At 54.2% G+C, this 14,016-nt stretch carries 13 protein-coding genes; 12 read left to right on the plus strand and 1 reads right to left on the minus strand.

All coding sequences use genetic code 11. The annotated features are described in order from the left end of the window. Positions 1–62: 62 nt before the first annotated feature. Positions 63–488 carry a MarR family winged helix-turn-helix transcriptional regulator gene (locus ACLD72_RS06890; RefSeq protein ID WP_411001169.1) on the plus strand — a complete coding sequence of 142 codons (426 nt, stop codon included), beginning with the start codon at positions 63–65 and terminating at the stop codon, positions 486–488. A gap of 55 nt (positions 489–543) precedes the next feature. On the opposite strand, the gene ACLD72_RS06895 is transcribed toward ACLD72_RS06890, so the two are convergent. Continuing rightward, on the minus strand, positions 544–1,104 hold the full coding sequence (locus tag ACLD72_RS06895) for a GNAT family N-acetyltransferase (RefSeq protein WP_411001135.1): 561 nt from the start codon (positions 1,102–1,104) through the stop codon (positions 544–546). A gap of 171 nt (positions 1,105–1,275) precedes the next feature. Here ACLD72_RS06895 and ACLD72_RS06900 point away from each other — a divergent pair, with 171 nt between their 5' ends. The 11 genes from ACLD72_RS06900 (at position 1,276) to ACLD72_RS06950 (ending at position 13,968) form a co-directional block, all read left to right on the plus strand. Continuing rightward, the gene (locus ACLD72_RS06900) at positions 1,276–1,701 is read left to right on the plus strand and encodes a DMT family transporter (RefSeq protein ID WP_251587723.1); all 426 of its coding nucleotides are present in this window, start codon (positions 1,276–1,278) and stop codon (positions 1,699–1,701) included. 30 nt (positions 1,702–1,731) lie between these two features. After that, on the plus strand, positions 1,732–2,430 hold the full coding sequence (locus tag ACLD72_RS06905) for a Crp/Fnr family transcriptional regulator (RefSeq protein ID WP_411001137.1): 699 nt from the start codon (positions 1,732–1,734) through the stop codon (positions 2,428–2,430). Between the two features lie 13 nt (positions 2,431–2,443). Continuing rightward, positions 2,444–2,935 (plus strand): DMT family transporter, encoded by a 492-nt coding sequence (locus ACLD72_RS06910; protein ID WP_411001139.1) that lies wholly within the window; start codon positions 2,444–2,446, stop codon positions 2,933–2,935. A gap of 43 nt (positions 2,936–2,978) precedes the next feature. Next, entirely contained in the window at positions 2,979–3,380 is a 402-nt protein-coding gene (locus tag ACLD72_RS06915) for an NUDIX hydrolase (RefSeq protein ID WP_411001141.1), read from the plus strand. Between the two features lie 913 nt (positions 3,381–4,293). Then, positions 4,294–5,214 (plus strand): transposase, encoded by a 921-nt coding sequence (locus ACLD72_RS06920; RefSeq protein ID WP_458475656.1) that lies wholly within the window; start codon positions 4,294–4,296, stop codon positions 5,212–5,214. A gap of 748 nt (positions 5,215–5,962) precedes the next feature. Next, the gene (locus ACLD72_RS06925) at positions 5,963–9,640 is read left to right on the plus strand and encodes a nitrate reductase subunit alpha (RefSeq protein ID WP_411002244.1); all 3,678 of its coding nucleotides are present in this window, start codon (positions 5,963–5,965) and stop codon (positions 9,638–9,640) included. Further along, positions 9,630–11,171, plus strand: coding sequence for a nitrate reductase subunit beta (gene narH / locus ACLD72_RS06930; RefSeq protein WP_411002243.1), 1,542 nt, complete (start codon positions 9,630–9,632; stop codon positions 11,169–11,171). The genes ACLD72_RS06925 and narH overlap by 11 nt, the downstream gene beginning before the upstream one ends. Continuing rightward, the gene (gene narJ, locus ACLD72_RS06935) at positions 11,164–11,742 is read left to right on the plus strand and encodes a nitrate reductase molybdenum cofactor assembly chaperone (RefSeq protein WP_411002242.1); all 579 of its coding nucleotides are present in this window, start codon (positions 11,164–11,166) and stop codon (positions 11,740–11,742) included. Before narH ends, narJ begins: the two co-directional genes overlap by 8 nt. Continuing rightward, entirely contained in the window at positions 11,729–12,415 is a 687-nt protein-coding gene (narI, locus tag ACLD72_RS06940) for a respiratory nitrate reductase subunit gamma (protein WP_411002241.1), read from the plus strand. The genes narJ and narI overlap by 14 nt, the downstream gene beginning before the upstream one ends. A 36-nt stretch (positions 12,416–12,451) precedes the next feature. Next, complete coding sequence (locus ACLD72_RS06945; RefSeq protein WP_411002240.1) at positions 12,452–12,913, plus strand: GAF domain-containing protein; 462 nt, start codon at positions 12,452–12,454, stop codon at positions 12,911–12,913. Positions 12,914–12,948: 35 nt separating this feature from the next. After that, on the plus strand, positions 12,949–13,968 hold the full coding sequence (locus tag ACLD72_RS06950; protein WP_411002251.1) for an ATP-binding protein: 1,020 nt from the start codon (positions 12,949–12,951) through the stop codon (positions 13,966–13,968). The last annotated feature ends 48 nt before the right edge of the window (positions 13,969–14,016 follow it).

Here is a 14,016-nt window from a genome sequence, read left to right on the forward strand (position 1 = left end):
GCTTGCAACAGATTTTTAGTAAAATTTTTGTAAAACAGACCGCTCGCAAAGAGGTGAAAGGGATGGAGAAGTTTTTCGTCGGCAAGTTGATCTCATACATCCAGCGCATGAACCAAAAGGAGCTGGCTGCCTTGCTGAAGCCTTACGACATCGGCGGCGGGGGGCACCACACTTACCTGAAGGCCATTTTGGCGAACCCCGGGATCAATCAGGATCAACTGACAAGCGAAGCCAAGTTCGACAAAGCGACCACGGCCCGCTGCGTCAAGCAGCTGGAGGAGGCGGGCTACGTTTACCGCCGGATCGACGATCATGACCGCCGTTCCTACCGGTTGTATCCGACCCCAAAGGCCAAAGACTTCGAGCCGACGCTGCGGCGGATTTTTGAGGAACATAACCGCCGGTTTACAAGCTGCTTGACGGAGGCGGAAAAGGAGCAGCTATCGAGCTTGCTGCAAAAAATCTACGACAGCTATCAGGCAGATTAAAGCTGCCGTCAGATCTATTTTTCCAAGGTTCAATCCATATTATTTATAAAGAGGTTTAATGGCCGCGGAACGATTTTTGATGAAACGAAGTGATATCGCGAAAAAGGGACTTCCCGTCATCCGTGACGGTAAAACCGGGGGACAGCGGAAGGTAGAGGGCGCGGTAGGGCTCGGGTACCCAAATATATTGGTGTACATAAGAGGTAGCTATAAATCCGCACCGTTCCCAGAAGTTTAGGCGGCTGCGGTTTTCCTCCGTATCTTCCGCCTCGGCTTCAATGATGATCGCCTTGACCCGGCTTTCGCTAGCGGCCCAATCGCGGATTTGCTTAAAAAAGCTCGCTCCCAGCCCTTTTCCGCGAATTTCGTGACGGATGGCCATGTAATCCAGGATCAGCCGCTTATTTTCCGCCGGACCGCTAAACCCGGTGATCGCCATGGCGGCCGCTTCGCCATCCAGGGTCCCGGCGTGCATGCAGGCTACCCCGTGGTTTAACATGCTCCGCAGCACCTTCTCCGGTTTGGCCCCGTGCGGGAAGGCTTCCCGGTAAATCGGGCCGAGCCGTTCCCACCAGGTTTCGTCCCAATATGTTTTTGTTTCGAACGTTAGCTGCAACGAAAGCGCCTCCTATTATTAATGAATGCAAAATAGCTTGCCATTAAATAGTAATACAGCGGTATGGCCCCGGGCAATTTTCGCTGACCCCAAACTTCAGGACATATGTCCTTTCCAAAAGGTCCTGTGTTATCTTTTAATATGAACAGAATATGAAGAGGGGAGAACACCATGAAAGGCTGGTTATTTGCGTTTATGGCCGGGGCCTTTATTACGCTCCAAGGAGTGGCGAACGCGCGGATCAGCTCGAGCGTCGGCACCTGGCCGGCGGCTGCGTTGACCCAGTTCACCGGCTTTGCCGCAGCATTGCTCATCTGGCTGTTTATCCGGGATGGCAATCTGAAACAGCTGGGGCGTGTGCAGCCGTTGTATCTCGGCGGCGGGGCGCTCGCGGCGATTATTATTTTCTCCAATGTCACGGCGATTCAGCACGTCGGGGTCACGCTTTCGATTGCCGCCGTTCTGATCGCGCAACTGTGCATCACCTTTCTGATCGACAGCACGGGATGGTTTGGCATCGAAAAGAAAAAAATGCGGCTGCCGCAGTTTGTTGGCATCGCGCTGATGATCGCTGGCGTCGCGATCCTTAAATTATAGGCCAGCCGCAAGCTTGGGGGGAATCGGAACTTGACAGAAATCGAAGATCGGGAGCTGCTTAAGGCCTATATGCAGGCGCATCAATTGGATAACATATTTACGGAGCCGCTCCTCCCGCACCTGACGCTGCTTGCTTTCGATCAAGGCGAGTTGATTTGTGCCCAAGGGGAGTCATCCGGGGTGATGTATGTTTTGGTGAAAGGGAAAATCAAAATATACAACACGTCGGAGGAAGGCCGCACGCTCGTCATTTCTTTTAAGATGCCGCTGGAAGTGATCGGGGATGTGGAGTATATCCGGGACAGCGACATCATTAACACGGTCGAGGCGGTGTCACCGGTGCATATGATCGGGGTGGAATACCGCTGGTTGCGTAAATACTGCGGCGACCATTCCCCGCTGCTGCATTTTTTGCTGGACATCATCACCAAAAAGTTTTACATGAAGTCGAGCTCGATGAGCTTTAATTTATTGTATCCGGTGGAGGTCAGGCTCGCCAGCTATTTGCTGTCCATAACGTTTGACGAATCCGATGCGGATTTTAGGGGAGAGCTTAGCACATCCGACCTGACGGATGCGGCCAATCTGATCGGCACCAGCTACCGGCATTTGAACCGGGTGCTGCAAAAGTTCGGCTCCCGCGGGCTGATCGAACGCAACCGCAAGGGCATTTTGGTCAAGGACAGGGAAGGTCTGCAAAAGCTGACCCACCGGAATATCTACGAATAACCGGGAGGAAACGATGTTTTTAGGGATCTTGTTGGCGCTGATCGCGGGGTCGCTGGTCGGCATGCAAAATATTTTTAACAACAAAGTCAATGAGCATACGGGCACCTGGACGACCACCACGTTGGTGCTTGGCCTCGGATTTGCCGCTTCTTTCGTGATCGGGTTTTTGCTCGAAGGGAAAAATATGTTCGCGCTGCACGATATGCAGCCGTGGTTTTATTTCAGCGGTTTGATCGGCGTAGGCGTCGTCACCTGCATGGTGCAGGGAGTCAAACGTCTGGGGCCGACTTATGCCGTGGCGATCGTCATGACCTCCGAGCTGGGATTCGCTTTATTGTTTGATTCCATGGGCTGGCTCGGGCTGCAGAAGGTTCCTTTTACGCCAAAACAGCTGATTGGCGTGCTGGTCATTGTCGGCGGGATCATCGTGTATAAAATGGGCGAGCGCCAGCGGTCCGAAGCGGCGGCCCGCGATCAGAAAACCAAGCAGGAAGCCTTGAACTGAGGAACTATATAAGTTGGACAAATCACTGTGAGGAGGAAAGAACATGTCTGACACTATCGATAAAATCGCCTGGATTTGTATCAAGGATGGGCGGATTTTGAGCGTCCGTTCCAAGGGGAAGGAGCTTTTCTATTTTCCCGGAGGCAAGCGGGAGCCAGGGGAAACCGACGCCGAAACGCTGCAGCGCGAAATCGGCGAGGAGCTGTCCGTTTGCATCAAGCCGGAAACGATAAGCTATTTCGCCACATTTGCAGCCCAAGCCGATGGTAAGCCGGAAGGGGTGCTCGTCAAAATGACGTGTTATACGGCCGACTACTCCGGGGAGCTTGCGCCCGCATCAGAGATTGAAGAATTGGCCTGGCTCAGCCATGCCGACCGGAACCGGGCGTCGCTGATCAGCCGGATTATTTTTGAAGAGCTGCATGACAAAAAACTGCTGCCGTGATCGAGGCTCTAGCGTGGTTGATCGGACAATCGTTCAAAAGCATATAAGGACAAAAAGTGCTCTTATTTCTGTACTGGAACGGGGAATGAGAGAAATAGGCACACAGAACGTCCTTATTTTTGGGCGGACAGGTAGAAAGAGGGAATTTCCTGGCAGCTCTGGATAAATAGAGTCATAAAATGTCCTTATTTATTTAAAGTAGAGTGATTTGCAGAAATAAGACCATAAAATGCCTTTATTACGTATCCCTGCTAATCACTCAACGCAATTTTGCAAGGATAACCGCTGACCCGCTCAGCGGTTTTTTTAACCTTATTTATAACTCACCTTTCGCAGCAAAAAATCGGCAGACAAGCCCTGATTTAGCTGGGTAAAGCAGCAATCCATTGCCGGAGTTGACGCTGAATCAGAGGCGGACAGTGTCTTCCCGGCTTTTTGGGCTACTTCGTTGATCAAGAACATAGGAGATCCCTTGTAAAACGTGCCTGTGGCATGATCTCTAAATCGGGCAAGCAACTCGACCGCTTTACTGCGGTTCCGCTCAAACATGGAAGCATGAAAGCATCAACGATGAAGAGGGCGTCACTATCCGCCGAGGCCAGCGCATCTACCTTTTGCACCGTAGCCGCCCTCGAGCAGTGTCACAAATCGACGCCGGGTGAGGGGGCTGTCCAAAGGGTTCGTGTCTTGGTGTCCCTGCCTGCTGCTTGCCTTTGCACGATTATCCCTCTCGTTCAGGGGGCAGGGGGTGGGGGCTAGAGCAAGGGTTCCCAAAAAAGAGAGAAGAAAAAGAGAGGAGGAAAAAATGATGCGGTTCAGGTGAGATTTTTGGCTTGAAAAAGGAACGTACGTTTGGTATAATAAAGCAAATAGAACGTGTGTTCGTAAATTCTTGATTCGGGGGCGAGCGAATATGGAGGTCAATGCGGGAACGGAACTTCAATCATTCAGCAACCGTTATAACAGCGAGCAGGCCTGCATGGAGGCGCTAATTTCGATGAAGTGGCCGAACGGCTTTGTCTGCCCGCGCTGCGCTCACACCCGGTGCAGCCATCTGACCTCCAGGCATATCCCCTTGTTCGAGTGCGGAAAGTGCAAGCATCAAACGTCGGCTTTGGTCGGTACGATTTTTGAAGGAACACATCTGCCCCTGCTCAAGTGGTTCGAGGCCCTGGATTTGTTCCTGCTTGAGGGCGGCATCTCGGCGATGCGGCTGAGCCAGGTGACCCGGGTCACCTACAAAACCGCCTGGCTGATGCTGCACAAAATACGCCATGCCGTCGGGGAGTTCGATGCCCGGGAACTGCTGAGCGGAGACGTGAAGGTGAACAGCGATCTGTATGGGCGTGACCCGTCCCGGTGTCAGCTTTCGCATCCGTATGCCTCGGCGGTCGTAGCGGGCTGCACGGTCACGGAGTCGGGAGAGCCGGAGCAGGTCAAAATCCGCCTGGTGCCGCATAAAAGAGGAGACGGACAAAGGGCAAACCGTCACGAACTCGCTGCGTTCATCAACGGGCATGTAGATGTCCGTACATCGGCGGTGCAGTCGTTCCCTCTAGCTTATCGGCTGTATGCGCCCTTACGGAAAGTGGTGAGAGAAGCGTGGGAATCGTTGAAGAGTACATATAGCCTTGGGACTGAAGCATCTGCAGGCGTACCTGAACGAGTACACCGAACGTCGCCGGCTGCACCTGCCCGGAGCGAAAGAAACGATGCGGCAGAAATTACTGCGCATGTGTGTGGTGATTCCGGCGATCCCCTACCGCCGGCTGATCGCGCGCCAACCGAACCAGCCCCTTGCGGCTGCGGCCTGATCCACGGTGGGGGAGTTTGACTAAGGTCAACTTAATAGGTAGGGGTTAGCTTAATGCGGATCAACTTGATTGGTGTGAGTTAGCACGAACGGTGTGAGCGTTGCTGCAAATGGAAGGGTTCAGGCTACAGCAAAATCACTGTCTTTTCGTTTCCCTCGCGTCTTGTCCTTGATCTCCTGTCCTGATCTCTTGTCCGGTCTGTTTCACCACCCCTAAACCTGATTCCTTCTCCTAAGCCCGTCTAAATTATCTCGAACCGATCTGCTTCTCTACCAAATATTTTCTTCTCCCGAGCTTGTCTGTTTCTCTGCTACCTGATCAAACGGGATAATCGTGCAAAGCTCCGGACAGTGTGTGTTGATCTGCCGCCCATCCCATCCCACCCCACTTCCCTATCCTTAACTTTCAAAGCCCTTCCGCGTTTCTTGCCACGATCGGTTTTCGGCTTGTCTGGCAAGCAAGGATACCTCTTTTGTCTGATCGTAGAAGCTCGTCACTCTCGCTTTACCAAACGAAGCAGTGTAAATGGGCGGATAAGGTCGCTGGTGTCCGTTAGAGCAGCGTCTAAAGTAGAAGTCAGAGCCAGTCAGAGCCATTAAAGGACGCCGTCAGGCGTTTTTCTTATTAGGGTTTTCACCTCCATACTAAGGGATTTCCCTGATGGGAAAATGGAGGTGCGCCGCTAGATAATGGAGAGAGCAGAATGAATTCCATTGGATTCCCCGATCAAATGCATTCATTCGTGATGAAGGAGTGTGAATACTTCCTATGAAAAGAAGATCAGGACTTACCTTCTTCAAGAAGGCGGAATCTATTTCGGGAAACTGGTCAAAAGTTGAAGAGAAAAGCAGGGAATGGGAGAACATGTACCGCGGCCGCTGGTCGCATGACAAAGTGGTGCGGACGACGCATGGCGTGAACTGTACCGGCTCCTGCAGTTGGAAGGTGTTCGTGAAAAACGGCATCATCACTTGGGAAAACCAGCAAATCGATTATCCGTCTTGCGGGCCGGACATGCCGGAGTTCGAACCGCGCGGTTGTCCGCGGGGCGCTTCGTTCTCGTGGTACGAATACAGCCCGCTACGGGTGAAATATCCTTATATGCGCGGCCGTTTGCTGCGGCTGTGGCGGGAGGCGCTGGCGAAGTACAACGACAACCCGGTGGAGGCATGGGCCAGCATCGTGGAAAATCCGGAAGCCGCCAAGTCCTATAAACAGGCTCGCGGCAAGGGCGGTCATGTGCGCGTGACGTGGGAGGAAGCTACTCGTCTTATCGGCGCGCAGCTCATCTATACCATTAAAAAATACGGCCCCGACCGGATCGCCGGCTTTACGCCGATTCCGGCCATGTCGATGATCAGCTACGCTTCGGGTGCGCGGTTTATTTCCTTGTTGGGCGGCGAAATGCTCAGCTTCTATGACTGGTACGCCGATTTGCCGCCGGCTTCGCCGCAAATTTGGGGCGAGCAAACCGATGTGCCGGAATCATCCGATTGGTACAATGCCGGTTACCTCATCATGTGGGGCTCCAATGTGCCGTTGACGCGGACGCCGGACGCCCATTTTATGACAGAGGTTCGTTATAAAGGGACCAAAGTGGTATCCGTGGCACCGGACCATGCGGAAAACGTCAAGTTTGCCGACAACTGGCTGGCTCCCCATCCGGGAACCGACGCGGCGGTTGCGCAGGCGATGACGCATGTCATTTTGGACGAGTTTTACGTACAGCGGCAGGAGCCGATGTTCATGAACTATGCTAAGCAATACACGGATATGCCGTTCCTGATTTTGCTTGATTCGCATGAAGGCAAATACAAAGCCGGCCGTTTTCTGCGGGCAAGCGATCTCGGGCAACAGGCGGAACACGCCGAGTGGAAGCCCGTAATTTTCGACGAGGCCGCCGGCGAACTAACCGTTCCGAACGGAACGATGGGGCAGCGTTGGGAAAAAGACGTGAAGTGGAACCTGATTCTCGAACGGGAGGACGGCACGGTCATCAAACCGGCGCTTTCGGTTGAGGATCACGGGGCGGAGTGGACGGAAATCGTGTTCCCTTATTTCGATGCCGCCGGCAACGGCACATTTACCCGCTCGATTCCGGCCAAAACCGTTACCCTGGCCGACGGATCGACCCGGCTTGCCGCAACCGTCTACGACTTGATGCTCAGCCAATACGGCGTAAACCGGCAGGGCGCCACGCATACGGCTGGCGGATACGATGATGCAAGCTCGCATTACTCCCCGGCCTGGCAGGAAAAAGTCACCGGCGTCAAGGCCTCGCTTATCGTGCAAATCGCCCGCGAGTTTGCGCAAAACGCGCTGGATACCGGCGGCCGCTCGATGATTATCATGGGCGCGGGCATCAATCACTGGTTTAACAGCGATACGATTTACCGCTCCATTCTGAATCTGGTGATGCTAACGGCTTCGCAGGGCGTTAACGGCGGCGGCTGGGCGCATTACGTCGGCCAGGAGAAATGCCGGCCGATCGAAGGCTGGTCGTCGATTGCTTTTGCCCGCGACTGGCAAGCTCCGCCGCGGCTGCAAAACGCGACCTCGTTTTTCTATTTCGCCACCGACCAATGGAAATACGAGGAGATGAGCGCCGATTCGCTTAAGTCGCCGACGGGCGGGGACATTCCGTACCGACATCCGGCGGATTACAACGTGCTGGCGGCCCGTCTCGGCTGGCTGCCGTCGTACCCGCAGTTCAACAAAAGCAGTTTAGCGTTTGCCGCAGAAGCGGCCGCCAAAGGTCAAACGGATAACGCCGACATCATTAAGCATGCTTATGAGCAGATTGTCTCCGGCGAAACGAAGTTTGCGGTAGAAGACCCGGATGCGCCGGAGAACTTCCCGCGTTCCCTGTTCGTCTGGCGCTCCAATCTCATTTCCAGCTCGGCCAAAGGCCAGGAATTTTTCATGAAACATTTGCTGGGGACGCATAACGGGCTGTTATCGACGCCCAACGAGGAGGAGAAGCCGGAAGAAATCGTCTGGCGTGATGAGGTGGAAGGCAAGCTGGACTTGCTCGTATCCCTTGACTTCCGCATGACCGCGACGCCGATGTACGCGGATATCGTATTGCCGGCGGCGACATGGTATGAGAAGGTCGACATTTCCTCGACCGACATGCACCCGTTCGTGCATCCGTTTAATCCGGCCATCGATCCGCTGTGGGAATCACGCTCCGACTGGGATATTTACCGCACGCTGGCCGGCGTGGTGTCGGAGATGGCCAAAGAGCACCTTCCAGGGGTGCATAAAGACCTGGTGTCCTCACCGCTCGGACATGATTCGATGAGTGAAATCGCCCAGCCGTACGGCGAGGTGAAGGACTGGAAGCGCGGAGAAACTGCGCCTGTCCTTGGCAAAACGATGCCAAGCTTCGCCGTGGTCGAACGCGATTATACGAAAATTTACGATAAGTACGTGACGCTTGGGCCGAATCTGGAAACCGGCAAGGTTGGCGCGCACGGAGTATCCTTCCCGGTGAAGGAAGAGTACGAAGAACTTAAGTCTATCAATGGCACTTATTTTGACGAGACGATCAAAAACGGCCGGCCGAAACTGCATACGGCGAGACATGCGGCCAATGCCGTGCTGCATCTGTCCTCGGCCACGAACGGAAAAGTTTCGCAACGGGCTTGGGAATCCGCCGAGCAGGAACACGGTGTGGAGCTTAAGGATATTTCCGCCGACCGCGCCGCCGAACGGATCACCTTTGCGAACATTACGGCCCAGCCGCGCGAGGTTATCCCAACGCCGGTGTTCACCGGCTCCAATAAATCGGGGCGGCGGTATTCGCCGTTTACTACCAATATCGAGCGCCTGGTGCCGTTCCGTACGTTGACCGGACGCCAGCATTTTTATCTGGATCACGAGATTTTCCTGCAATTCGGCGAAGCGCTGCCGGTTTACAAGCCGACGCTGCCGCCGATGGTGTTCGGCCCCCGCGACAAGCAGATCGCCGGAGGTAAAGACACCCTGGTGTTGCGGTACATGACGCCGCACGGCAAATGGAACATCCACAGCACGTATCAGGATAATTTGCACATGTTGACTTTGTTCCGCGGCGGTCCGACCGTATGGATCAGCCGGGAGGATGCCGAGCAGCATCAAATTGGCGATAACGATTGGCTGGAGATATACAACCGTAACGGCGTTGTGACGGCGAGGGCGGTGGTCAGCCATCGCATGCCGAAAGGCGCGATGTTCATGTACCATGCCCAGGATAAACACATCAACGTACCAGGCTCGGAAATCACCAAGGAGCGGGGCGGCAGCCACAACGCGCCTACGCGCATTCATTTGAAGCCGACGCAGCTTGTCGGAGGTTATGCTCAGCTCAGCTACGGCTTCAACTACTACGGACCGATCGGCAACCAGCGGGATGTGTACGTTGCCGTGCGCAAACTGAAGGAGGTCGACTGGCTTGAAGATTAAAGCGCAAATTGCCATGGTGCTGAACCTGGACAAATGTATCGGCTGCCATACGTGCAGCGTTACCTGCAAAAGCACCTGGACGAACCGTGAAGGCGCCGAATACGTGTGGTTCAACAACGTGGAGACGAAGCCGGGCATCGGTTATCCGAAGCGCTGGGAGGACCAGGAGCATTACAAGGGCGGCTGGACGCTGCGTAAAGGCAAGCTGGAGCTGAAGTCCGGCAGCAAGCTGTCCAAAATCGCCCTGGGCAAAATTTTCTACAACCCGGATATGCCGGAAATGAAAGATTACTATGAGCCTTGGACCTACGATTACGAGAAGCTGACGAATTCCGGGGAGAAAAAGCATCAGCCCACGGCGCGTCCGAAATCCGTGCTCACCGGCGAGACGATGGAGCCGAACTGGGGGCCAAACTGGGAAGACGATCTGGCCGGCGGACATATTACCGGTCCGAGAGACCCCAACATCGAGAAGATTGAAGAGGAGATCAAGTTCAACTTTGAGCAATCGTTTATGATGTATCTGCCGCGGCTGTGCGAGCACTGCCTGAACCCGAGCTGTGTGGCGTCCTGCCCGTCGGGAGCTATCTATAAACGCGATGAGGACGGTATCGTCCTCGTCGACCAGGAGGCCTGCCGGGGCTGGCGTTACTGTATGACCGGCTGTCCTTACAAGAAGGTCTACTTCAACTGGAAAACCAACAAGGCGGAAAAATGCACCTTCTGCTTCCCGAGAATCGAAGCGGGATTGCCGACGGTTTGCTCGGAAACGTGCAGCGGACGCATCCGCTACCTGGGCGTGCTGCTGTACGATGCGGACCGCGTGCAGGAAGCGGCTTCCACGGCGAATGAGCAGGATTTGTACGAGGCGCAGCTCGGGTTGTTCCTTGATCCGCATGATCCGGAAGTGATCAAGCAAGCCCGTCAAGACGGCCTGTCCGAAGAATGGATCGAAGCCGCGCAGCAGTCGCCGGTTTATAAGCTGGCGATCGAATACAAGCTGGCGTTCCCGCTCCATCCGGAATACCGTACCTTGCCGATGGTTTGGTATGTTCCGCCGCTGAGCCCGATCATGAGCCATTTCGAGGGCAAGGATTCGATCCAGAATCCGGACCTGATTTTCCCGGCGATCGAAGAGATGAGAACACCGGTGCAATATCTGGCCAATCTGTTGACTGCCGGGGATACGGCCACGGTCAAAATCGCGTTGCAGCGCATGGCGATGATGCGTTCGTATCAGCGGGCGCAGTACTCGAAGCAGCCGTTTGACGAAAGCCGCCTGGCCCGGGTCGGACTCACCGCCCGGCAGATCGAAGAGATGTACCGGCTGCTGGCGATCGCCAAATACGAGGACCGCTTCGTCATTCCGACCTCGCATAAGGAAGGTTACATGGACCCGTACCGCGCCCAGGGATCGGAAGGTTTCGGCATGAATTGCGATGGCTGCGGGCCGGCCGTTCCGGCGAACTCCGGAAAAAGCGGCAGGGAGCTGTACGAACAAAACTTTTACGGGGGGATCTGGCGTGATTGATCTGGCGAAATTGCAGGAGCACAGAGAGCTGTTTGGCTTTTTTGCCGGACAGTTGGCCTATCCCGACAAACAAACCTTCTCGCAGATCCTCGAGAGCGGGGATGAGGTTTTGCCGCCTTCTATTATGGAACCGGTGATGAAGTACCGGGAAGAACTGCTTCAGCTCAGCATGGATGAGATCGAGGAGCGTTACGTGGGGACTTTTGATTTCGAGAAAACCTCAACGCTTTATATGACCTTTTCCAAATACGAGGACTCCAAAGAACGCGGGCAGATGTTGACCACGCTCAAAACGATTTATGAAATGTTTGGGCTGGAAATGGCGGACCGGGAATTGCCGGATTATTTGCCGCTGATGCTGGAGTTTCTGTACGCGGCCGATTGGCTGGACCATCCGCGAGGCGAGGTGGGCATGCATACGGTCATCACGGTGCTGGAAGACGGAACGTACCAATTGATGAAATCGTTGGAAAAGCATAAGAGTCCCTATCATCATCTCATCAAGGCGCTAAGAGAAACGTTTAAGCTGTGCCTTCTGCAGCAGGAGGTGATAGCACATGAATCTGATTAATCAGTTTATCTGGGTCATTTTCCCGTATCTTTGCATGGCGACGTTTGTGGTGGGGCATATTTTCCGCTACCGCTACGATCAGTTTAACTGGACGGCCAAATCCAGCGAATTCATCGAGAAAAAACAGCTGATGATCGGCAGCCTGCTGTTTCATGTCGGCATTATTCCGGTCATCATGGGCCATATCGCCGGTCTGGGCATTCCGAAATCGTGGATGAACGCCATCGGGGTGAACGATCATTTGTACCATATGGGCGCGATGTATGTCGGCGGGCTCTTCGGCGTCTTCACGTTGGCCGGAATGCTGCTATTGACGGCGCGCCGCCTGACGACCAAAACGGTACGCCGCTTAAGCTCGACTTCGGATATGATCGTAAACTTGTTGCTGCTGTTTATCGTATTTATGGGTATGTTCTCCACCCTGGTAACGAACAAAGTTCAGCCGGAGTTCGATTACCGGGATACGATTTCGATCTGGTTCCGCAACCTGGTGATCTTCCGTCCGGAGGCCTCCTACATGGTGGATGTTCCGCTTTCGTTTCAGATCCACATTTTGGCGGGCTTCCTGATCTTTGCCCTATGGCCGTTTACCCGTCTGGTTCACGTCTGGAGCGTCCCCTTGAATTATGCCCGGAGAAGCTATATCCTTTATAGGAAGCATCGTCAGCATTAAGCTGGATCGTTGGAATAGAATTAGGGAGCCGTGGATATGAATTCTTCCTCCAGTCAGTACCAGGCAAAAATAGATCACTTAAAAAAGCAATTGGGCTACGATTTTGTATCGCTCGCCTTCGCCGAATCGGCCGTGAACGATTTCGTCCTCACCTGGAAATATGTATCGGGTAATTTAAACAACCGCTATAAACGCATCGTCCTTCAATCGGGAAAAGGGATTGCCGGCATCGTCTTCAAGACCGGCAGTCCCATGCTCGTTTCCAGCGTTGCCAAGGAATTGAATCCGCCGGATCTGTTTAATTATCCGATCGTCGTTTCGGAGCGGCTGACCAGCCTGGCGGCGATCCCCTTGTATTTGGCGGATCGCGTGGAAGGCGTGCTGCTCGTTGGCTACCGTGGGGAACGGCGCATGACGGACGAGGCGTTTCGGCATTTGCATGAAGCGCTGCACGGCAAGTTTGGCGAATTTGATGTAAAGGAGTTGACACCCCAGTGATCCGGCCGCCTGCGAATATTCCGTTCGAATTGCTTATGAGCCTGTATGAACACAGCTCGGATGCGATTGTATTCTTCGATAAGCAGCACCGGGTGATAGCGATGAATCCGCAGGCCGAGGCCATCTTGGATCCCCGGGTGCTGGAGCAGCCGGCCGAGCCGGACAGCAACTCGTTTTGCTTCACGTGCGCGGGCTATACGAGCGAAGATGAGCTGATGTCGTGCCTGAATTGTTATCTCGCCGATACACAGAAGGATTTCAGCTCGTTCCAGCTGTTTCTGGAGACCAAAAGTAAAGAGGTTGTCCCATACTCCGCCAGCTTTCAAACCGTTGATGCGGAATCGGGAATTCGGGTGTTGATGCTGCGCAATCTGACGAATCAATGGATGACGCAGCAGACGCTCAACCGCAACAAGATGACGAAAAGCATCATTAAAGCGCAGGAGGATGAACGCAAACGGATTTCCCGCGAGCTGCACGACAGCGTAGCTCAGGAACTGATCAGCTCGCTGGTCGACCTGCGGGTATTGAAATATTTCAAGGTGCAGGATGAGGCCCTGCAGAAAATACAGCAAACCGAGGCTTCCTTGACCAGGCTGCTGGAACAAATCCGCAACCTGTCGGTGGAGCTGCGGCCGGCCTCGCTGGACGATCTCGGACTGGACGCCGCCTTTCGTTCGCACTTTAAATGGATTGAGAAAAATTACGGCGTGCTGGTTCATTTTAACGCGGAACTGGGCGGCCGGCGCTTTAACAGCGAAATTGAAACGGTCGTTTACCGGGTTTGCCAGGAATCGGTGTTAAACGCCTTGAAATATGCCGATGTCGACGAGATCGACGTCCGGCTGTTTGCGTCGGAGCGTACCTTGGAGCTGATCGTTGCCGACCAAGGCCATGGATTTAATGTCAATACGCGCGATCCGAAAGGTACCGGGCTTGGTTTATACGGAATGAAGGAGCGGACGGAGCTCGTGGGCGGCGAGCTTTCCGTCGAATCGAAGCCGGGCAAAGGAACAACGGTTCAGCTTAGGGTTCCGCTCGGAGAAGCCCGGTAAGGGGCTGTTAGCAAAGGTTAAGCGGAGTGAATACATCAAGGACTGGGA

The sequence above is a fragment of the Paenibacillus lacisediminis genome (assembly GCF_046567315.2).

Coding starts and splice junctions, on each gene's coding strand:
- ACLD72_RS06915 (WP_411001141.1), top strand. CDS start 2,979: ATGTCTGACACTATCGATAAAATCGCCTGGATTTGTATCAAGGATGGG.
- narI (WP_411002241.1), top strand. CDS start 11,729: ATGAATCTGATTAATCAGTTTATCTGGGTCATTTTCCCGTATCTTTGC.
- ACLD72_RS06920 (WP_458475656.1), top strand. CDS start 4,294: ATGGAGGTCAATGCGGGAACGGAACTTCAATCATTCAGCAACCGTTAT.
- ACLD72_RS06925 (WP_411002244.1), top strand. CDS start 5,963: ATGAAAAGAAGATCAGGACTTACCTTCTTCAAGAAGGCGGAATCTATT.
- ACLD72_RS06950 (WP_411002251.1), top strand. CDS start 12,949: ATGAGCCTGTATGAACACAGCTCGGATGCGATTGTATTCTTCGATAAG.
- ACLD72_RS06900 (WP_251587723.1), top strand. CDS start 1,276: ATGAAAGGCTGGTTATTTGCGTTTATGGCCGGGGCCTTTATTACGCTC.
- ACLD72_RS06890 (WP_411001169.1), top strand. CDS start 63: ATGGAGAAGTTTTTCGTCGGCAAGTTGATCTCATACATCCAGCGCATG.
- ACLD72_RS06945 (WP_411002240.1), top strand. CDS start 12,452: ATGAATTCTTCCTCCAGTCAGTACCAGGCAAAAATAGATCACTTAAAA.
- ACLD72_RS06910 (WP_411001139.1), top strand. CDS start 2,444: ATGTTTTTAGGGATCTTGTTGGCGCTGATCGCGGGGTCGCTGGTCGGC.